At 55.2% G+C, this 18,083-nt stretch carries 20 protein-coding genes; 11 read left to right on the top strand and 9 right to left on the bottom strand.

Features of this window, described 5'->3' with window-relative positions; genetic code table 11:
* Positions 1–424 precede the first annotated feature (424 nt).
* Positions 425–2,122, bottom strand: coding sequence for a phosphoethanolamine transferase (locus ACEWE8_RS24975; protein WP_003253466.1), 1,698 nt, complete (start codon positions 2,120–2,122; stop codon positions 425–427).
* A gap of 440 nt (positions 2,123–2,562) precedes the next feature.
* On the bottom strand, positions 2,563–2,769 hold the full coding sequence (locus ACEWE8_RS24980) for a hypothetical protein (protein ID WP_003253464.1): 207 nt from the start codon (positions 2,767–2,769) through the stop codon (positions 2,563–2,565).
* On the opposite strand from ACEWE8_RS24980, the gene ACEWE8_RS24985 reads away from it, so the two are divergent.
* The 3 genes from ACEWE8_RS24985 (at position 2,749) to ACEWE8_RS24995 (ending at position 4,418) form a co-directional block, all read left to right on the top strand.
* Entirely contained in the window at positions 2,749–2,949 is a 201-nt protein-coding gene (locus tag ACEWE8_RS24985) for a zinc ribbon domain-containing protein (RefSeq protein WP_223255137.1), read from the top strand. The genes ACEWE8_RS24980 and ACEWE8_RS24985 overlap by 21 nt on opposite strands.
* A gap of 54 nt (positions 2,950–3,003) precedes the next feature.
* Positions 3,004–3,909, top strand: a complete 906-nt coding sequence (locus tag ACEWE8_RS24990) for a cation diffusion facilitator family transporter (RefSeq protein ID WP_003253462.1) — start codon at positions 3,004–3,006, stop codon at positions 3,907–3,909.
* A gap of 158 nt (positions 3,910–4,067) precedes the next feature.
* Complete coding sequence (locus ACEWE8_RS24995; protein WP_003253461.1) at positions 4,068–4,418, top strand: DUF3147 family protein; 351 nt, start codon at positions 4,068–4,070, stop codon at positions 4,416–4,418.
* A gap of 32 nt (positions 4,419–4,450) precedes the next feature.
* Here ACEWE8_RS24995 and ACEWE8_RS25000 read toward each other — a convergent pair whose 3' ends face one another.
* On the bottom strand, positions 4,451–4,777 hold the full coding sequence (locus ACEWE8_RS25000) for a DUF2790 domain-containing protein (RefSeq protein WP_003253458.1): 327 nt from the start codon (positions 4,775–4,777) through the stop codon (positions 4,451–4,453).
* Between the two features lie 689 nt (positions 4,778–5,466).
* Here ACEWE8_RS25000 and ACEWE8_RS25005 point away from each other — a divergent pair.
* The gene (locus tag ACEWE8_RS25005) at positions 5,467–6,141 is read left to right on the top strand and encodes a heavy metal response regulator transcription factor (protein WP_003253457.1); all 675 of its coding nucleotides are present in this window, start codon (positions 5,467–5,469) and stop codon (positions 6,139–6,141) included.
* Positions 6,138–7,556, top strand: a complete 1,419-nt coding sequence (locus tag ACEWE8_RS25010) for a heavy metal sensor histidine kinase (RefSeq protein WP_009682005.1) — start codon at positions 6,138–6,140, stop codon at positions 7,554–7,556. Before ACEWE8_RS25005 ends, ACEWE8_RS25010 begins: the two co-directional genes overlap by 4 nt.
* Before the next feature lie 57 nt (positions 7,557–7,613).
* Here ACEWE8_RS25010 and ACEWE8_RS25015 read toward each other — a convergent pair whose 3' ends face one another.
* Positions 7,614–8,201, bottom strand: coding sequence for a hypothetical protein (locus tag ACEWE8_RS25015; RefSeq protein ID WP_003253452.1), 588 nt, complete (start codon positions 8,199–8,201; stop codon positions 7,614–7,616).
* A 266-nt stretch (positions 8,202–8,467) separates the two neighbouring features.
* Here ACEWE8_RS25015 and ACEWE8_RS25020 point away from each other — a divergent pair, with 266 nt between their 5' ends.
* Positions 8,468–8,689: a hypothetical protein gene (locus ACEWE8_RS25020; protein ID WP_003253450.1), complete on the top strand. Its 222-nt coding sequence runs from the start codon at positions 8,468–8,470 to the stop codon at positions 8,687–8,689.
* A gap of 82 nt (positions 8,690–8,771) precedes the next feature.
* On the opposite strand, the gene ACEWE8_RS25025 is transcribed toward ACEWE8_RS25020, so the two are convergent.
* The 3 genes from ACEWE8_RS25025 to ACEWE8_RS25035 are packed head-to-tail and all read right to left on the bottom strand — an operon-like array spanning position 8,772 to position 11,588.
* Complete coding sequence (locus tag ACEWE8_RS25025) at positions 8,772–10,226, bottom strand: glycosyltransferase family 39 protein (protein WP_003253448.1); 1,455 nt, start codon at positions 10,224–10,226, stop codon at positions 8,772–8,774.
* A complete protein-coding gene (locus tag ACEWE8_RS25030; protein ID WP_003253446.1) occupies positions 10,220–11,203 on the bottom strand; it encodes a glycosyltransferase family 2 protein in 984 nt (327 codons plus the stop codon). The genes ACEWE8_RS25025 and ACEWE8_RS25030 overlap by 7 nt, the downstream gene beginning before the upstream one ends.
* Positions 11,169–11,588, bottom strand: coding sequence for a GtrA family protein (locus ACEWE8_RS25035; RefSeq protein WP_003253444.1), 420 nt, complete (start codon positions 11,586–11,588; stop codon positions 11,169–11,171). The genes ACEWE8_RS25030 and ACEWE8_RS25035 overlap by 35 nt, the downstream gene beginning before the upstream one ends.
* A gap of 257 nt (positions 11,589–11,845) precedes the next feature.
* Between ACEWE8_RS25035 and ACEWE8_RS25040 the strand changes: the two genes are divergently transcribed.
* Positions 11,846–12,394 carry a LysR family transcriptional regulator gene (locus ACEWE8_RS25040; protein ID WP_019817588.1) on the top strand — a complete coding sequence of 183 codons (549 nt, stop codon included), beginning with the start codon at positions 11,846–11,848 and terminating at the stop codon, positions 12,392–12,394.
* A gap of 41 nt (positions 12,395–12,435) precedes the next feature.
* Here ACEWE8_RS25040 and ACEWE8_RS25045 read toward each other — a convergent pair whose 3' ends face one another.
* Both ACEWE8_RS25045 and tnpB read right to left on the bottom strand, forming a co-directional pair.
* A complete protein-coding gene (locus tag ACEWE8_RS25045; protein WP_046786874.1) occupies positions 12,436–13,968 on the bottom strand; it encodes an IS66-like element ISPpu15 family transposase in 1,533 nt (510 codons plus the stop codon).
* Positions 13,969–13,986: 18 nt separating this feature from the next.
* Positions 13,987–14,346, bottom strand: coding sequence for an IS66 family insertion sequence element accessory protein TnpB (gene tnpB / locus ACEWE8_RS25050; protein WP_046786873.1), 360 nt, complete (start codon positions 14,344–14,346; stop codon positions 13,987–13,989).
* 184 nt (positions 14,347–14,530) lie between these two features.
* On the opposite strand from tnpB, the gene ACEWE8_RS25055 reads away from it, so the two are divergent.
* The 4 genes from ACEWE8_RS25055 to ACEWE8_RS25070 all read left to right on the top strand — a co-directional run bounded on the left by ACEWE8_RS25055 (position 14,531) and on the right by ACEWE8_RS25070 (position 18,057).
* A complete protein-coding gene (locus ACEWE8_RS25055; protein WP_172455921.1) occupies positions 14,531–14,863 on the top strand; it encodes a hypothetical protein in 333 nt (110 codons plus the stop codon).
* Positions 14,864–15,073: 210 nt separating this feature from the next.
* On the top strand, positions 15,074–16,381 hold the full coding sequence (locus ACEWE8_RS25060) for an OprO/OprP family phosphate-selective porin (RefSeq protein WP_003253440.1): 1,308 nt from the start codon (positions 15,074–15,076) through the stop codon (positions 16,379–16,381).
* Between the two features lie 298 nt (positions 16,382–16,679).
* Complete coding sequence (locus ACEWE8_RS25065) at positions 16,680–17,705, top strand: hypothetical protein (protein WP_003253439.1); 1,026 nt, start codon at positions 16,680–16,682, stop codon at positions 17,703–17,705.
* 127 nt (positions 17,706–17,832) lie between these two features.
* On the top strand, positions 17,833–18,057 hold the full coding sequence (locus ACEWE8_RS25070) for a hypothetical protein (protein ID WP_003253436.1): 225 nt from the start codon (positions 17,833–17,835) through the stop codon (positions 18,055–18,057).
* Positions 18,058–18,083 lie beyond the last annotated feature (26 nt).

An 18,083-nucleotide genomic window follows, 5' to 3' on the forward strand; every position in this document is an offset into this window, starting at 1 on the left:
GTGTGGGGGCTGAGTTTCGATATGCAGTGGCCAGGAGCACGTACAGCAGTGACCGGGATAACTACCGCTTGTATCTGACGTACGACATTGCATTGTGGTGATAGCTTCAAGTTCCCCTTGAAGCCGTCATCTAAAGGCAGCTCCCGCAGTCGGGAGCTGCCTTGTTAACCTACTCCCCCTTTTTGTGCTTGTGGGGTTTCAGGTCCGGATGGTCCTTCTGCTTCTCAGGCGTGACTCGCTGCCTTTTATCCGGAGTGCCATCTTCGTTAGTTCGTTTAGGGCCTGGCTTGATGCTCATGCGAGATTTCCTTTATCGCTTGGGTTGGTGGGTGCTGCTATGTAGTTAGTCCAGCTTCTTATAGCTGTCAAAGCGGACGGGAGCAGAAGCACTTGGCATCCCAGAGGGGCCATCCTACTTCGTGTCTTAGAGGCCTGAGTAAGAGCCTCCTGGCAAGGGCTTGCACGGGGCAGTGAAATCCAAGGCTGAGCGGTACGAGGACGTCTGGACATTCATCATCCCGAGCACTGTGTGAAACAGGTTGTCGTGGCTAAGAGGTGAGCTTGCTTGAGCTTTCAAACAGCCGACGTTGAGCCTTTCACTCTTCGCAAGAGAATCGGACATCCAAAGCACCAATGGCACCTTGGTTTGCTCTTCAGGAGCCATCGCATAAGGCAGCCCATGCAGGTAGAGCCCACCCTCACCCAGTGATTCTCCGTGGTCAGAAACGTACAGGAGCCCAGTGTCGAATTTGGTGTTCGCTGCCAGGATGTCGATCAGCCCGGCTGTAACGTAGTCGGTGTAAAGGATCGAGTTATCGTAGGCATTGAGCACTTCCTGCTGCTTACATTTGTCGAGCTCGTTGGTCTCGCACACCGGCGCGAATTTCTTGAATTGCGCGGGGTAGCGCTTGTAGTAGGCCGGGCCATGGCTACCTTTGTAGTGGAGCACCAGGACAGCATCGCCTTCTTGACGCTTGATGAAGTCTTGCATCTCCGAGAGCAGCACCCCGTCCTTACACTCCTCGCTGGTGCAAAGTTGGGGATCCGCGTGAGAGGCAGCCTTGTGGTTGGGAACCCTGTCGCAGGCCCCTTTGCACCCCGAGTTGTTGTCAGTCCACATGACACTAATGCCTGCGCGTTGAAGCACGTCGAGCAGCCCTTCTCGGCTCTTGGCCAAGCCATCTTTGTACTCGGCCTTACCCACATCCAGGAACATGCATGGCAACGAAACTGCGGTGGCGGTGCCGCAGGAGCTGACGTTGGAGAAGCTGATGACGTTGCGTTTTTCCAGCTCCGGGTTCGTTTCACGGGTGTAGCCATTGAGGGAGAAGTTGGCGGAGCGGGCGGTCTCTCCTACAGCCAGTACCAGCAGCCTAGGTTTACGGGCCGCCCCCTGTCGATTAACTACCGCATCAGTTCCAATGGCCGTCAGCGTTTTAGGTGTGGCCAGCTGGCGCTTCAGGTAACCATGGCCAGCCGCAAACAAGTTGGTGGGTACCAGGATCAGTCGGATCTCCCGATTGTTGCGCAGCAAGGAGGCATATGACTGGTATTGACTCAGCACGATGCCAGACAAGGTCAACAGAGCGAGCGACAGAGCAATGACCCTGCTGACCAAAGCTCTGGCCCAAGGCTTGCGCCGGAGGGGAACCCGGGAGATCAGGTAGACGGGCAACACCCCAACCATTGCGACCCACAGACCGAGCTTCCAATTCAGCAGCTCGGTTGCCTCAGCGACGTCTGTCTCCACAACGTTGGTGAACATTGTGTAATCGATCACGATGCCATAGGCATTCATGAAGTAACTCGCAAAAGCCGCGCTGATCAGTACGAGACATAGAAAAGGTTTGGTCAGCCGCGCCCATGACAGCAAGCTCAGAACCGTAAACACCCATGCGAATACTATGACTGGGAGGCTAGCTGCTAGCAGCCAGTTCACTTCATCGGTTTTGAATACCAGCTTCCAGAGCACGCTCCAGAGCTCAGCATTCGCGAATAGCAGCAACCAAAGAGTTACCAGCCCAATGAGCAGATTAGTGCTGATGCCTTCCTGTCGGGCAGTGCGAATAGCAAAGATCCATTTACTTAACAGGGTGTGAACAATGGATTTTGAAGGTGTCATTATCAAACTCTGAGAGGCTGCTTATCCATGCGTTAGCTGTGGAGTTAGCGGGAGCTGCTTGGCAAACCATCGACAGATGCTGAGCGATTGCGCAATGTGCGGAGCGCCAGAGGCCTTAGGGCCTAGGCGTTGGAGACGCTTAGAATGTGTGAGGCATAGGGACAAAAGAGAAATAAATCTCGCTGAGCGCATTATTTCCGGCGCCTGATAACGACACGATGACCTCGTGATTACAATGCTGACAGAAATGCAATAACTGCTGTTTTAATTGCCATCGACCAGGCTATGATAAAAATTAGGGCGACACCATCTATTAAACGCAGAGCACCGCTCAGCTAGATAAATTTAATTTCACAAACAAAACGGCTTCGTTTTGACGTAGGCTAATTTTGAACTTTCACTTTAACTTACAAGTCTTTCTCGCGAGCAGAACATTCTTTTCAACTTTTGCTCGTTAATATGTCACCCATCAATGAGGGGCGAATACCATGAGCTTTTTCAAAAATATCCTGGGCGGGCACCATGGCCGTGGAAACCACGGTGGAGGCAAGCACCACAGCGGGGGACATGGGGCCGAGCAATACGATCGCCATGGCCGGCAGCAGGGCTGCGACGGCGGCAACCAGGTGTATGACGGCGGGCGCCATGCCACTCCAGCCCCCATTAAAGATCTGCAGGGCTGCAGGCAGTGCCGGACGGCCAACGATCCGTCAGCACGCTTTTGTCTAAACTGCGGAACACCACTATCGAGTGGTTGCACCGCCTGTGGCTCGTTGCTGAGCGCAGGAGCAAAATTCTGCAGTCAGTGTGGCCAAGCGACGCTCTAACGATAGGCAGACAGGAAGGCCAACGAGACCACAACCCTGCGCAAGGAGAAATACGTGGGTTCAAATCATGACCATGGCAGCGCTGCAGTACGCGAGGGGCATCAGAAGAAGCTAATCATGGCGCTCGCCTTGACTGGCAGCTTCATGATTGCAGAAGTGATCGGTGCGTGGATTACCGGCAGCCTGGCGCTGCTGTCTGACGCATCCCACATGTTCACAGATACTGCCGCCTTGGCGATCTCACTGATTGCACTTCAGATAGCCAAGCGCCCGGCGGATCAGAAAAGAACCTTCGGCTATGCGCGCCTGGAGATTCTGGCTTCGACGTTCAACGCCGTGCTGCTCTTCCTGGTGGCGATGTACATCTTGTACGAGGCCTACCAGCGCTTTTTCATGCCGGCGGAGATCGCTACCGGGGCGATGATGTGGATCGCAATCGCCGGCCTGATCATCAACCTAATCTCGATGCGCCTTCTGGCATCTGCGAGCAACGAGAGCCTTAACGTCAAAGGCGCCTACCTCGAAGTTTGGAGCGACATGCTCGGCTCGCTAGGCGTAATCATTGCAGCACTCATCATCCGCTTCACGGGCTGGACCTGGGTCGACACGATTGTCGCTGTGGCAATCGGACTTTGGGTACTGCCGCGGACGTGGCAGTTGCTTCGCGAAAGCCTGGGGATTCTCATGGAGGGTGTGCCGAGGGGGCTCGACGTTACGGCAATCGAGGCCACCATCCGCGGCGTAGATGGGGTCACGGACGTTCATGACTTGCACGTCTGGGCCGTCAGCAGTGGCAGCAACGTGATGACGTCGCACGTAGTGGTACGGGATTCTGCAGATGGGGATGCTGTGTTGGCGGCCGTCGTGGATGCTGTCAGCGATGGATTTGAAATCCATCACTGCACCATCCAGATCGAGCGGGCAGCTTTCCACGAGAGCGTTCCCTCGCCCTCGCACTGATCGATCGGTAAACACCATGCAGACACATCCCCTTCCTGGCTGAGGGGGGATGTTGTAGAAGAAATGCGATGAGGGATGGCGTAAACGGCAGGAGCACTTCGAGAGGGGTTGGAGAATGGCTTCACCTCCCCCGTCCACAATCCCCAGAAGGTTCAGCGATGGCTTGGATCATCACGAAGTACCTACTCACTGCCGGAATAGTGATTCTCGTATCAGAGCTGGCGAAACGCAGTGACAAGCTGGGCGGCCTGGTCGCCGCCCTACCCCTGGTCACTGTCTTGACGCTGGTCTGGCTCTATTTGGAGAACCAGAGCATGGAGAAGATCTCCAATCATGCTTGGTACACGTTCTGGTACGTGCTTCCTACACTGCCGATGTTTATCGCGTTCCCGTTGCTGCTACCTAAGCTCGGCTTCTGGCCGACCCTTATCAGCAGCATCCTCATCACAATGGCCAGTTTCGGATGTTTCGCCGTACTGCTGCGCCGGTTCGGCATTGAGCTTCTATGATCCGGCGACCGCAGACATCATCTTGATGAGCCTTAACGGCTGTTAATACACTCGCCCTTCACCAGGTAGCGAACCATGTGCAGCTCGCCTTTCGAGTCTTCGTAGGTCATCATACTTCTTACATTACCGCAGTACCGCACGCTGGGTGATACATACACCAACTTACCAACGTCAAGGTCCATACCGTAGGCATAGTCTTCAAGTTGAGGCATGGGCTTTTTTACGCGCTGAGCATAATCCGCAGTAGCCTCTCTAGCAGAACGCTCAATGCGTTGGTTTATTTCCATACCGCTTTGTGCATTGGCTGTTAGTGATGTGAAGAGCATAAACACGGCGATCGCTGATACAGTAGTGTTCATAAGAAGTCCCTTAATAAAAAAGCGCCCGTAGGGGGGCGCTAAAATTCACCTACCAAAGGAGCGTATGGTTTACAGGTGAATGCATTGACGAGAACAACTGCCCGCTGCTCTTGCCAAGCTGCTTTGAAATGAGACAATTTCCAAAGCAGCGATGCCTCTTCCGCTGCCCTTAAACTAGCAAAGGAGGCTAACACCAAGATGATCGCGCAATTACAATTTGGACATGTAATAGATTGTAAGGTAATTATTCGGGAGACTACTGAGCCACCAAGTGAACTAATTCGCAGAAAGGCGTAGCAGTTCGCGGCCGTGCATGGGGACTGCCTGCGTGGCGCACTCGATGCAAGGCCAGCGCCAGTCTCTGCAAGCTGGCGACCGAAATACTGCCTGTCATGGCCGATTCCGCCTGTCAGGCGAAGCTGTCATACACCGTCGCAGACCCCAGAATCCGCTAAGCTCAGAGCTGGAGCCTGCATGACTGTCAGAAATCTTGCGGCTACATTACAAATTTGTAGGATTTCGCCGCGGCCAGCTTCTTCGCGTTAAGATTCAAGCGTCCTCAGGTGACCCGGCGTATGGACAGAGGTAGCGACTACCACATGCCATACCCTCAGCCTATCTTTCGAACAGCCTGCAACCATAATCTTGGCGGATTAGGCCAACTCCTTCCTCACACCTTGAGATAAGTTATGCGCGTTCTAGTTGTGGAAGACGAAATTAAAACTGCCGAATATCTTCAGCAGGGCCTATCCGAAAGCGGGTATGTCGTAGATATCGTGCACAACGGTGTAGATGCCCTGCACTTGTTCAACACTAATGTCTATTCGTTGGTCCTTCTGGACGTGAACCTCCCCGGTATCGACGGCTGGGACCTGCTGGAAACCATCCGTAAGACCAGCCGGGTCCGCATCATCATGCTGACCGCCCGCGGACGCATCAATGACAAGCTCAAGGGCTTGGACGGCGGCGCGGATGACTACCTTGTGAAGCCATTCGAATTCCCTGAACTGCTTGCTCGCATCCGTTCGCTGCAACGCCGTGGTGATGAGTTGGTCGAGAAGAGCTCGCTGAAAATTGCGGATCTGGAACTCGACTCCGTCCGCCATCGCGTCTTCCGCGGTGGCACACGCATCGATCTCACCACCAAGGAATTTGCGCTTCTGCACCTGCTCATGAGCCGAACGGGCGAAGCGCTGACTCGTTCCCAGATCATCTCGTTGGTCTGGGATATGAATTTCGATTGCGACACCAATGTCATCGATGTAGCCATCCGGCGCTTGCGCTCGAAGATCGATGACCCGTTTGAAACCAAGCTCATTCACACGCTTCGTGGCGTTGGGTACGTTTTTGAGGAACGCGCATGAGGCCATTCAGCCTGGCTGCAAAGCTGGGGTTAAAAGTTGGGTTGATGAGCGCAGCGTTGCTGCTTCTGTTCGCCACCTTTGGCTATCTGATGGTAGGTAAGGCTCTGGAAAGAAATGCCCGAGCGGACCTGGAAGTAAAGATGGCGGGGATGGCTCACAACCTGTCCACCATCCCGGATATCTCCGGCGTCAACGCAGATGCACATCAGCTTGTCGATTTGGTCATGGGCCACAACAACCTGTATGTGAGCATATTCGATACCTCACAGAATCAGACTCCTCTGCTCTCGATTGGCTCGAAACAGGTCAATCTGGAGGTGCACAAGTTTCAGCCGGCGGCCCAGCCTAAAGAGCATGAATGGCGTGATACGCAGGACCGTCCTCTGCTGAGTGCTTCTCGGATCATGCGCTTGGGCGATGGAACAGAGGTCAGCGTCTATATGACCATGGACCAGTCATCCAGTGAGGCACTGCTTGATGCGTTGCTGACTTGGGCCTTGATGATGTCCCCCGTCATCCTCGCACTGATCTTGGCCATTGGCTGGTGGACCGTGCGCAGAGGCCTGCTGCCGCTGACCAAATTCCTCAAGGTGGCGTCAAAGATCTCAACGGAGAGCCTCGACCATCGTCTTCCGACTGATGGGATGCCGGCAGAACTCAAGAAGCTCGCCGACGGCATCAACATCATGCTGGCTCGCCTGGATGATGGCGTTCAGCAGCTCTCGCAGTTCTCTGACGACCTTGCCCACGAACTTCGAGCACCGCTTTCCAACCTGATGGGCAAGGCCCAGGTTGCCTTGACCAGAGAAAGATCGCTTTCCGAGTACCGGGAGGTTCTAGAGTCGTGCACAGAAGAGTTGGACCGCATGAGCCGCATGGTTTCCGACATGCTGTTCTTGGCCCAGGTCAGTCACCCTGCGTCCATGGTGGAGTTCGAACCGGTGTCCCTGGTCGACGAGGTTCAGCGCGTATGCGACCTCTTCAGCATTTCGGCAGAGGAAGGCGAGATCCAGCTGCAGATTTCTGGGAGTGATGATGTGGTACGCGGGAACCGCCTGATGGTTCAACGGGCCGTCTCAAACCTCGTGTCGAACGCGATCCGCTACTGCCCTCGCGGCCGCACGGTCTACGTGAAGGTGCAGCATAGTGCGAGCGGTACGACCTTGAGTGTCGGCAACCCCGGCCGCGGTATTGCCAAGGAACACCATGCGCACTTATTTGAGCGGTTCTACCGTGTGGACAAGAGCCGAGCACGGAGCGAAGGCGGTACCGGTCTTGGCTTGGCCATTGTGCAGTCGATCATGAGCCTGCACCAAGGGTCGGCGAGCGTGGAGGTGACCGAAGAAAACTTCACCTGGTTCCACCTTCACTTTCCCGCAGCCCAGCAACTGCAGCCAGCAATGACCGCCGCTTAAACCGCGCAGACATGATTAGGCCCGTCCATCGACGGGCCTTTTTGTTTGCTCAATGCATCAGTGCCGGAGGACCACAGGGTCCATAGGCGACCGCAGAATCACCGACTTGATGATCTTCTGCTCGTCAGGATTGGCGTTCTTCCACAGGTGTGAGAAGTACTGAGCATTCACTTTCTCTTGAGCACTTACGCTGCCGGCGGCATCGATCAGGCGCATGGTCGAGTAGACACAGATCAGCGCCAGAATGAAGAACGACGTGGCGACCACCATCACATAACGCTTGGCCAGCACCGGTGCCCGCTTGAGCTCCTGGATAGAGGCGTCCGCCGCCTTTGTCGCTGCTGTAAGCTCCGAGATCAGTGGCTGGATGGCGGTGTCGACTCCGCGGCATGCAGCTGAATACGCTGATGCAGCGGCGCGCAAGGCAACCTCCTCCGCGTTCGACCAAGCCTTCTCCGCCTTTCGCACCTCCTCCTGAATCTGCCGGCCGACAGCGTCCACCTGCTCCACCAGTTCGTTCGACCTCTCCAGAACAGCGCTGGAGGTCCGCGTCTGCGAGGTCAGCTCATCGAGCTGGACAGTGAGTTTTTCAGTGCAGCGGCGAAAGTCACCGATAGCAACTGCCCAGGGCTCTATGTCATTCATGGCTATCTCCTAGGGCGGCCAACAACGCCGCGCTGAATTAACGCGCTAGATATCAAAATTGTAATTTAAGAGAAAATTCTTAGTCGCCCTCGACAGTGCCGAGATAGACATGATCCTTCCAGATTTGAGGATTTAACGCATCCTGCCTGCCGCCAAAATTACGGAATTGTAATTATTGACTCACCTTGTCGTTAGCTTCGCGTTCCTAAACTACAAACCAACAAAGGCCGCTAATCAGGCAGGCCTAGTATGAACCGAGGTTCACAATGAAATTTGTCAAATCTATCGCTATTGGCAGCCTGCTGCTGGGTCTCATGGGTACCGCTTACGCTGAAGGTGGCTTCGAGCGAGCGAAACAGTTCAATGAAAACTTCCGAACCGAACAGGCTCGCCTATGGAGCGATGACTCTTCGGACCAGAACAAACAACAAGTCGCTCAAGAGCAAAAGAAAGAAAGCAAGGATGGTAAGGAACAAGCCGACAATTAATCGGCGGTTAAATAGGACTTCAAATGACGAAAGAAATCGACAAAAAAGCCAGGATAAAACCTGGCTTTTTTGTGCTTGGAATTTAGCCTTCGTTCTTGCGAGGCGTTTCCGCATTGCTTTCTCCAGCCAGACCCTCGGCACCTTGTACGGTACGTTTCCAATGGCACAGCATGAGCTGGCTGGCGTTCGCTTCGGTGATCGCTGTACATGCTAGATCAGCGGGCAGACCATCCTTGCTGTCTCGCAAGCGCCTGGACAGATAGAACGAGCCATCCTGCGGCCACTTGGCAGGATCCTTGATGTTCTCGGACTTTCCGCTGCTGTAAAACTCCGACGAGTATGAGCGGCGGCCAGGATAGATCAGGGGAGCGGAATGAGCAGACTGCACATTGAGCCAGGCTTGAACCACATCTCGCTGATTCTGAGGTCGCTCCTCAAGTACCCCGGCGTAGATGATGCCCGCACCGATGATTGGTAACACCAATGCACTCGCCGCGGCAGCCCATGTAGTCTTCGGGCCAACATCGCTGATCCGTCCGGATAGCAGCAATGCCCAGGCTGGCAGCGCAGGTAGCAGGTAGGTCCACAGAATGTTGCCTGCAAATGTGAAGAAGACCGGTGTCGCCAAGGCCCACAGCCAGAGGTAAGCCTCGAAGCGCTGCATTGATTCACGCTTGCGGATCAGTAATGGTAAGAAAAAGGCCCACGGCAGTAGCGACAGTCCGAGCTGGATCCAGATGGTGCCATATGGCTTGGCATGAGCACTGCCGTATAGGTCGCCCGCCCAGTTACTGACGACGTAGCGGCTCCAGTGCTCACCAACGAAGAAGTACTCCATGAAGCCGGGCGTTTTCATCTCGGCCGCGACATACCAAGGCACGGATATACCGAACATGAGTACAAGGCCGCTGATCCAGGGAAGCCTCAGTACCCGTCCCCATTCCTTGTAGATAACGAACCAGGCGAATGCCGGCGCCCCCATAAGCACTAGGGTCAGAGGGCCTTTGGCAAGCAAGCCCAGCCCGAGACCTGCGAACATCAGGTAGGCATCCGCCTTGCTGGCGCACTTCATCCAACGCCAGAAACCGTAGCTGGCCAGCAGAATCGAGAACGACAAAACAGGGTCGGTCAGCACGACACCGCTGGAGACTAGGCCAAGGGTGGTGCTGGAAAAGATAATGGCGGCCCAGATGCCGGCGTTACGGGAAATCTGCTGCGTGCCGAGTTTGATGATGATGAAACAGCTTGCCAGGTGCAGCAGCCACGCCGGGAAACGCGCAGCGAACTCGTTAACGCCGAAGACCGTCATGCTTGCGGCCTGGGTCCAGAAGGACAACGGTGGCTTGCCCCAGAACGGTACCCCGTAGTCGAACATGGGCGTGATCCAGTCATTCAACTCGACCATCTTGCGAGCCATTTCAGCGTAGCGAGCCTCCGATGTGTCCATCAGTGGATAGATGCCCAGCCCCACCAAACGCAAGAGCAAAATCGAACCCAGGATCCACCACAGCGTCCGCTCGTTTTTCAGGCTCAGCATTTCTTACCCTCGATCGAGGCCATCGAAGGGTGGAGTGACACGGGATCCGCCTTGCTGCTGTGCTTCAGGAAATAGAGAGGCCGGCGCTTCACTTCCGCGAGTGTCACGCCCAGGTACTCCCCCACCATGGCGACACCGACGCACATGAATGAAGCCATTCCGACGATCAGGTGATGGATGTCGAAACTTCCTGCCACAAGCGACGCAAGCATGTAGCAGATGCTGGAGACGAAAAGACCGAAACTGATGAGGCTGAAAATGCGCAGCGGTTTGCGAGAGAAGCTGACGATGCTTTCGATGGCCAGATTGAACAGGCCAGCTGCATTCCACTTGGTGCTGCCGGCATGGCGAACGGTGCGATTGTAGGGCAGCTCGATGGTACGGAAGCCTACCCAGCCGATCATGCCTTTGAGAATCCTGGAGCGTTCGTCCAGCGCCCGCAGTGCTGCCAGCGGCGCAGGCCCAATCAATCGGAAATCGCTGACATCGGCCGGCATGTCCACCTTCTCCACCAGGCGCTGCATGACCCAGTAGTAAGCCCGGGCACTCATGCGCTTAAACCACGAATCACCGACTCTCAGGTTGCGTTGCATGTTCACCACGTCGTAACCGCGTTGCCAGTGGTCCACCATGGCCGAGATGAGCTCTGGTGGGTCCTGCAGGTCGACATCGATGAAGATCAGCGCACTGCCACGGGCATGGTCTATCCCGGCGCTGAGTGCAGCCTCTTTGCCGAAGTTGCGACTCAGGGACAGACAACGTACAGATGACCCATCCTGATAGTGGCGAAGAATGTCGGCCGTTCGGTCGTTACTGCCATCGTCGATATAGAGGATTTCGCAGGAGACGGGTAAGCGCTTCACGACGCGGGTGATCCGCTGGTGGAACTCGGGGATGGTTTCCTCTTCCTGGAAGCAAGGGACGACGATGGTTAACAAGGGATCAGGGCGCTCGGGAAAGCGATGTAATGTCTGCATGATTGAATGTCCAAAAACGATGTGCAATGAATCCAAGTGCAGTGAGGCTTAAGGTCACTACAAGTTGGGAGATGAGCGGTGACAGATTCGACTTGATGAGGAACCACATACCCACGCCATTGCCGAAGTTTGTGGCTAACGCGACCAGTGCAAACCTGACAGGCTGAAACTTACGAGAGCCATCTGACACAAAGCAGAGCGCCCTATTTCCAATAAAGCTTGCGATAGCGCCAACCATGCCTCCACAGATACTGGCTAGCAATGGAGTAGATAATTCTGTCGTAACCAGCACTAGGAACACCGCATAATGGATTCCCGTTGCTATGAAGCCGATCCCCAGATAACGAATCAGTAAGGTAGTAAGAGGTAGGGTTTGATTTTCCATGCCCAAAGCCTATGGAGGCAAAGGTGAAAAAAAAGTGAACCAAATGTAAATGCGTAATTGGCTAAATTTAGATCTGCCAAGTAATGAAATTGGCGCGCTAGGCTAGCACGCTACAATATCAGCAAGATTGCTCGAAAATTACGCTTTCGAAATAAAACCTTCCGATAACGCATGCATGACCTGCGGATTACAATGCTGACAAGATAAGGAAATGCTGGGTGGCATTGAGATAGATTCCCCGAATTAAGGGGGACCCAATGGTTACACAAAATGAAACATTTACAAGCAGCGTTGTTCCTTACAGTCCTGACATATTGGATGATCTGCCAATTGATGATCAGCTGGCCGTAGAGTTTTTCGCAACAGCACGTTGTGCCAGTTTCAAACAGGCTGCCCGGGGGCTCAATGTGCCAGTGGTAGGCCTTCGGAAACGCTTGGAGAAACTGGAAGAGCACATTGGTGCTCCCGTGTTTGTATACAAACACAACAAGCTTGCCCTGACCCGCACTGGCGAGAGGGTCAGCCATTACCTGTGCCAGCTCTTCGGCCCAGACGGCCTTGGCAAGTCCGGTGAAAAGGAAGTCCCCAGGCTTACCATCGCGATCACGGAGCCAGTGTTGAGCGACATCGTAAACCGCGATCTAGTCGCCTACGTGCGCGATCATGCCGAAATGCAGCTTGAAATCCATTCAGAGTGCACAACGCAGATGCTCTCTGAGTGTGAAGTCGATGTGGGTATCGCTTTCGTGAGCCCAGATGATGAGGGCGCGTTTGATCGCCATCCTACGTATAGGTTTGAACGGTAACCGATCCATGAACCCCACCTACCACAAGGTGGAAGCCAAGGTTACCGTGGCATCTCTGGCGAACAGTTCCATGGCAGCAGCGCTTCGTAGTCTGCTACCGATGAGGCGTGCGGCAGTCGCTCCAGGACGTGGCGCAGCCACGTATAGGGCTCTTGGCCGTTGACCTTGGCGGTTTCGACCAAGCTGTAGATCTGCGCGCTAGCCGTGGCTCCCTTGGGCGTGTCACTGAACAGCCAAGCTTTGCGCCCGATCACAAACGGCTTTATGGCCCGCTCTGCCAGGTTGTTGTCGATCGGCAGGTGGCCCGCCTCGACATACCGCTCCAAGCGGTTCCAGTTGTTTGCCAGGTAAAGCACCGCCTTGCCCAGTACGCTTTGCGGTGTCACCTGTGAGTACGTCTTGTCGAGCCAACTTTTCAACTGCTCAAGGATCGGCAGGCTTCGTTCCTGACGACCGAGGAATCGCTGTTCATCGCTGGCATCCTTGAGGTCGCGTTCGATGCCATACAGTTTGTTGATCATCGTCAGCGCAACATCGGCGCGACCGGTCTTGCCCTTAGGCTGCACCTTCTGCGCTTCGACGAATTTACGCCGGACATGCGCCATGCACGCCAGTCGTTCAACGCCCGGCTGTAGCGCCAACGCGTTGTAGCCGGCGTAATCATCGGTCATCACGTAACCGCGATAGCCCTCCAGCAGGCGCAGCGGCACCTCCTGCGCGCGGCTGGTGGTGTAATCGAACAGCACGACTTGTCGATCAGGCGGGCCACTGGCCTGCACCCACATCCAGGATTGACTGGTCGGATCACGATCCGGCTCTTTGAGCACCTGCACGCGAGTTTCATCGCAATGGATCACCGGGCTTTCCAGCAGGCGGTCACGCATCAGGTTCAGCAGTGGCTGAAAGTGTTCGCTGCACTGGATGACCCAGCGGGCCAGGGTTTGCCGGGGGATCTCGATACCATGTCGGTTCAGCACCGTTTCGAAGCGGTGCAGCGGCAGGCCATCGACGTACTTGGTGGTTAGCAACATCGCCAGCACGCTGGGACTGGCCATGCTCTTTTCAATCAATTGGGCCGGCTTGTCAGCGGTGACCGGCGCGGTTTCGCAGCCACGGCAGCCATAGATTTTGCGTACGTGCTTAAGCACACGGATCTGCATCGGCACGATGTCGAGTTGTTCGCTGGTTTGCTCGCCAATCACGTGTTTGCGGCAACCACAGGCGCAAGTCAGTTCGTGCTCGGGCAAGTCATGAATGACTTCAATGCGTGGCAGGTCAGCCGACAGTGGCTTGCGTTTGCCGCGCTGCTTGCTTGGCGCAACAACTTCTTCGTCGGCATCATCAGCGGTAGGTACCCACTGACTTTCGGGTTCATTGAACAACGCCAGTTGGGGCGTGTTGGACTCGACGGTTTGCTCGGACTTGCGATTGAATAATCGGTCACGCAGCAGCTTGACCTGTTCTTTAAGGTCGACGATCTGACCTTTGTCGACCGTGCGCTCGGCCAACAACTGCGCAAGCAGTAGTTTGAGCGCGGCAGGGTCGTCAGGAAGGTTATCGGGCACTGAAATCATGGCCCGGATTATACCCGGTCAGGCGACGAAACGAGGAGTCAAAACCTGATGCGGACGGTTGCGCCAGAGATCGAAACCGTCGAGTAGCCAATTCAGTTCCTGGACGGTCAGTACGATAGCTTCGTCGGTCGCGTCGGGTGAAGTTTTGAAACGCTCGGCTTCGAGGCGCTTGAGCCAAAGGCAGAAGCCGTTGCGCTCCCAATACAACACCTTGATGCGGTTACGGGCTTTATTGAGGAAGACGAAAAGTACCGGGTCGAACACGGCGACCTTGATGTCCAGTTCGACCAGGGCAGTGAGGCCGTCGATGGACTTTCGAAAGTCCACGGGCTTGGGGTAGAGGTAGACTTTTTCGACTTTGCTGCCGGGGCGCATCATGGCGGGCTGGCTCCAGAAAGAAATCGGGAGCACAGCATCGGGAATCAGGTGGACGGTTGGAATGTGGGGATGATGGATCCCTTACTTTGAACGGCTTGGCCGGATTGGGCACTCGCTGTTCATTTCCAGCCGCTACTCAAGAAGCGTCACCCTTCCAGTGCAGAGCCTGGATTTGCACAACTTCATGCTCGTTATCCCTTGGGATGAAGAGATTTTGGCGGGCTCACGAAAGTGGGCATCGATAATGGCTGAGCATCAGGGCGGTACCACTCGGGTAAAGAACTATAACTTATCCCGTGGCCTTGTCGTAGGAGGCGCGTGTATCGGTGTGCTGCCCGACTATAGTCGAAAGATGGAGAGGAATATTCTGCCGATGCCGGGTTTTTTGGACGATCTGGAGGAGAAAGATGTCTATCTTGTTATCAAAACCAAGCTTGCCCGCAACCCGCACGTTCTGGAAATCCGTAGATTGATCAAGAAGAGCTTCTTTGATAAGAAGGACTGGCTTGTTCGGTAACAGTTTTGTTAGGTTTCAAACTCTCCTGTTAACACTACAGAAACACAACTGTCATATTCGCTTGCAATCTAGTCAGAGTGCTTAGAACAAAGGCATCTTGTTACAGCAGGTGACAACCGTGGCCTGCTCCCATCTGCAAGATAAATTTAGGCCGACGAAGGGCGAAATACAACGTCGGTAGCTAAGCACTTAACATACGAGAGGCAAGCAATGATCCGTTCTTCGAACATGCGGGAAAAGCTGTTGGCTGCCGCAATAATAGGCACATTTTCCTCGCAAGCATTCTCCGGAACAGTAACCACTGACGGAGCTGACATCGTTCTGAAGACCAAGGGCGGTCTTGAAGTATCGACTTCTGACAAGGAATTCAGTTTCAAACTGGGCGGTCGCGTTCAGGCCGACTACGGCCGTTTCGATGGTGTCTTCACCAAGAATGGCGATACCGCTGACGCCGGCTACTTCCGTCGCGCCTACCTTGAGCTCGGCGGCGTTCTGTACCGCGACTGGAAGTATCAGCTCAACTACGACCTTTCCCGCAACACGGGCAACGACTCCGACGGTTACTTCGACGAGGCCAGCCTGACCTACACCGGTTTCAAGCCCGTCCAACTGCGATTCGGTCGTTTCTACACCGACTTCGGTCTTGAGAAAGCCACCAGTTCGAAGTGGACCACTGCCATGGAGCGGAACCTCTCGTACGACCTGGCGGACTGGATCAACGACAACGCCGGCATGGGTGTTCAAGCCACCAGCACCATCGCTGACATGGCTTATGTCTCCGGTAGCGTTTTCAGCGAAACCAACAACAACTCGGATGGCGACAGCACCAAGCGCTACAACGCACGTGCCGTGTTCGCACCGCTGCACAGTGATGGCAACGTCCTGCACGTCGGTGCTCAGTACGCTTACCGCGACCTCAAAAACAGTGCGGTCGATACCCGGATTCGTTCGCGTCTTGGCGTTCGCGGTGTAGATACCAATGGCGGCGGCGATGCCGGCACCAACGGCAACCGCATGCTGTTTGGCGGTGCCGCCGCACAAGATGGCCTGTGGAAGGACGATTCGGTCTGGGGTCTCGAAGGTGCCTGGGCCACCGGCCCGTTCTCGGTGCAAGCGGAATACCTTCGCCGCAAGCTGAAAGCTGACCAGGCCAACAGCGACATGAAGGCCTCTGGTTACTACGCCCAGATGGCTTACACCCTGACCGGCGAGCCGCGTATCTACAAGCTCGACGGTGCCAAGTTCGACACTATCAAACCAGAGAACAAGGAACTGGGGGCCTGGGAAGTTTTCTACCGCTTTGACGATATCAAGGTCGAAGACGGCAACCTGGTCACCGCAGCGGATCAATCGAACGAGCGCAAGGCCAAGAGCCACACTGTGGGTGTGAACTGGTATGTCAACGAGGCAGTGAAACTCAGTGCCAACTACATCAACGTGCGTACTGACAATAACGAGAACACCGTGGGCGACGACAGCGGCAATGCAATCGTGACCCGCCTGCAATACGTCTTCTGATCCCTCTCATCAGTCTGACGTGAGAAAGCCGGAAGCGCTCAATGTGCTTCCGGCTTCCCTGTTTCTGACGTGATCGAGCTTGGAGCGTCCTCCTCCTACCTGCTCTCGCTCACCTGATGACCTCTCTTGCCAAAACTCGGCGAATCTGGTGTGATTGCCGCGTCGGGTTTTGCATGGTGGCCGTGCAAGCAAACCAAACCTGACTCCTACTCATGATTGAACCTGATTCGACGTCCAGCTTCGCGTCTAACGGCCCTACAAGCGCAGCTACCCCAACGTCGCTCATTAGGGGATAGTCATGTCTGCCAAAAAGCTGCTTCAACCTCTCGCTGCTCAGCTGCACGCCTCATTCTCGGCTTCCGGTCGCCCGTACGCTCACCAGCACATTCACCAGTTGCTCCACGCTGCCATTGGCTCCGTCTCCCCAGAAGTTGACTCCCAAGACAATCTGCCAATCCAGGTATGCCGTGACAGCGACAGGCAGTACAACCTCTACGAGACGATTGAGCGGGCGAAAAAGTGCTTGGGATTGACCGATCTTCAAGCAGTCGGCGTGGCTGAAGAAGTCATCGAAGTACTACGAGCTGCAGGGATAGGCGTGAACCAGGTTCGCCTGCTCCTCGACCCCTCCTTCACCTCGAAGACTCGTAAAAAGGCATTCAAAGCCCTTTGCAAGAATCTGGATCTGAACGAGCTCGGCGATCGATTCGTCCCGAAAACGGCGACGCTGGCCATTGCGGCGGGTATGGCACCGCCTCCGAAAATCACGTGGAAAGATCGCTTCGCACTGGCTGCAGATTTCCCTATACGGGGACAGAGCCAGCTCGTCGAAATGGTGACTCGAAGCGAGTGCTATCTGTGGGTATTTCCGCCGACTGATCATCAAGCTACGGCTTCGGCGAGTCACGACCGCTATTTCGGTGAACAGACCCATCCGAGCGCTGAGATGGGCATGGGGTTCACTATCATCGATTCCGGATCGACCCGCCCTAAATTTCCGATGCTCTCCAAACAGCCGGAAGAGACCTTCATCCAGTATTCACTTTCGGCGCCGATGTGGTTCTGGCGCGCACAAAGTAACACCTGGCGGCTGGGAAACATCCTGCGCTCCAAGATCCTTGACGGGGCTCCTTGGCATAACGAGCCCTTGAGCGATGTGCTGCCAGGTGGTCTGAAGTCTCTGCCGCGGATTTATGGGTGCACCACCTGCCAAACGCTGTTCGTCGAGAAACACAGCGGCTATCCGGATGTACCCACTCAGTGCCAATGCGGTGAGGCGAGCAGCACGCGTGACCAAAACGAGTCACCTGCTCTCAATAGCTGATTTTCCTTACGGTGGCGGGCTATGCCCCCCGTTAGGGATTGGCTATGGGAGCGGGATTCGCTCACCCCAAACCTGAAGGCGCCGCCATCTAACCGAGCGATATGAGCTGAATGCTCGCGGAGTAGATATGCAGAACAGTACCAACAAACAAGACACCCTGGCGGCGATCAATGCACTTGTGGAGATTGCGTATGATCAGGGATTTGCGAACGGACAAGGGGTCGGCAATCAAGTCGGTTTCGTAGCCGGTGTCATGAGTCTCAAAGCTGCGTTGGCCTGCGGCTTAAGGCACGGCTCACCTGAGTGTGGGAAGGCCCTTGAAAGCCTCAAGCGCATCGGGATCGACGAGTGAGAAAAGTACGGGTCGTGCGCTGATCG

Origin of the sequence: Pseudomonas sp. TR47 (assembly GCF_044143025.1) — a bacterium.
GTDB lineage: Bacteria > Pseudomonadota > Gammaproteobacteria > Pseudomonadales > Pseudomonadaceae > Aquipseudomonas > Aquipseudomonas putida_E.

Excerpts from the sequence above, each read along its gene's own strand:
- ACEWE8_RS24975 (WP_003253466.1), bottom strand. The coding sequence starts at position 2,122 with ATGACACCTTCAAAATCCATTGTTCACACCCTGTTAAGTAAATGGATC.
- ACEWE8_RS24980 (WP_003253464.1), bottom strand. The coding sequence starts at position 2,769 with ATGGCGCCCGCCGTCATACACCTGGTTGCCGCCGTCGCAGCCCTGCTG.
- ACEWE8_RS24995 (WP_003253461.1), top strand. The coding sequence starts at position 4,068 with ATGGCTTGGATCATCACGAAGTACCTACTCACTGCCGGAATAGTGATT.
- ACEWE8_RS25000 (WP_003253458.1), bottom strand. The coding sequence starts at position 4,777 with ATGAACACTACTGTATCAGCGATCGCCGTGTTTATGCTCTTCACATCA.
- ACEWE8_RS25005 (WP_003253457.1), top strand. The coding sequence starts at position 5,467 with ATGCGCGTTCTAGTTGTGGAAGACGAAATTAAAACTGCCGAATATCTT.
- ACEWE8_RS25010 (WP_009682005.1), top strand. The coding sequence starts at position 6,138 with ATGAGGCCATTCAGCCTGGCTGCAAAGCTGGGGTTAAAAGTTGGGTTG.
- ACEWE8_RS25015 (WP_003253452.1), bottom strand. The coding sequence starts at position 8,201 with ATGAATGACATAGAGCCCTGGGCAGTTGCTATCGGTGACTTTCGCCGC.
- ACEWE8_RS25020 (WP_003253450.1), top strand. The coding sequence starts at position 8,468 with ATGAAATTTGTCAAATCTATCGCTATTGGCAGCCTGCTGCTGGGTCTC.
- ACEWE8_RS25025 (WP_003253448.1), bottom strand. The coding sequence starts at position 10,226 with ATGCTGAGCCTGAAAAACGAGCGGACGCTGTGGTGGATCCTGGGTTCG.
- ACEWE8_RS25030 (WP_003253446.1), bottom strand. The coding sequence starts at position 11,203 with ATGCAGACATTACATCGCTTTCCCGAGCGCCCTGATCCCTTGTTAACC.
- ACEWE8_RS25035 (WP_003253444.1), bottom strand. The coding sequence starts at position 11,588 with ATGGAAAATCAAACCCTACCTCTTACTACCTTACTGATTCGTTATCTG.
- ACEWE8_RS25040 (WP_019817588.1), top strand. The coding sequence starts at position 11,846 with ATGGTTACACAAAATGAAACATTTACAAGCAGCGTTGTTCCTTACAGT.
- ACEWE8_RS25045 (WP_046786874.1), bottom strand. The coding sequence starts at position 13,968 with ATGATTTCAGTGCCCGATAACCTTCCTGACGACCCTGCCGCGCTCAAA.
- tnpB (WP_046786873.1), bottom strand. The coding sequence starts at position 14,346 with ATGATGCGCCCCGGCAGCAAAGTCGAAAAAGTCTACCTCTACCCCAAG.
- ACEWE8_RS25055 (WP_172455921.1), top strand. The coding sequence starts at position 14,531 with ATGCTCGTTATCCCTTGGGATGAAGAGATTTTGGCGGGCTCACGAAAG.
- ACEWE8_RS25060 (WP_003253440.1), top strand. The coding sequence starts at position 15,074 with ATGATCCGTTCTTCGAACATGCGGGAAAAGCTGTTGGCTGCCGCAATA.
- ACEWE8_RS25065 (WP_003253439.1), top strand. The coding sequence starts at position 16,680 with ATGTCTGCCAAAAAGCTGCTTCAACCTCTCGCTGCTCAGCTGCACGCC.
- ACEWE8_RS25070 (WP_003253436.1), top strand. The coding sequence starts at position 17,833 with ATGCAGAACAGTACCAACAAACAAGACACCCTGGCGGCGATCAATGCA.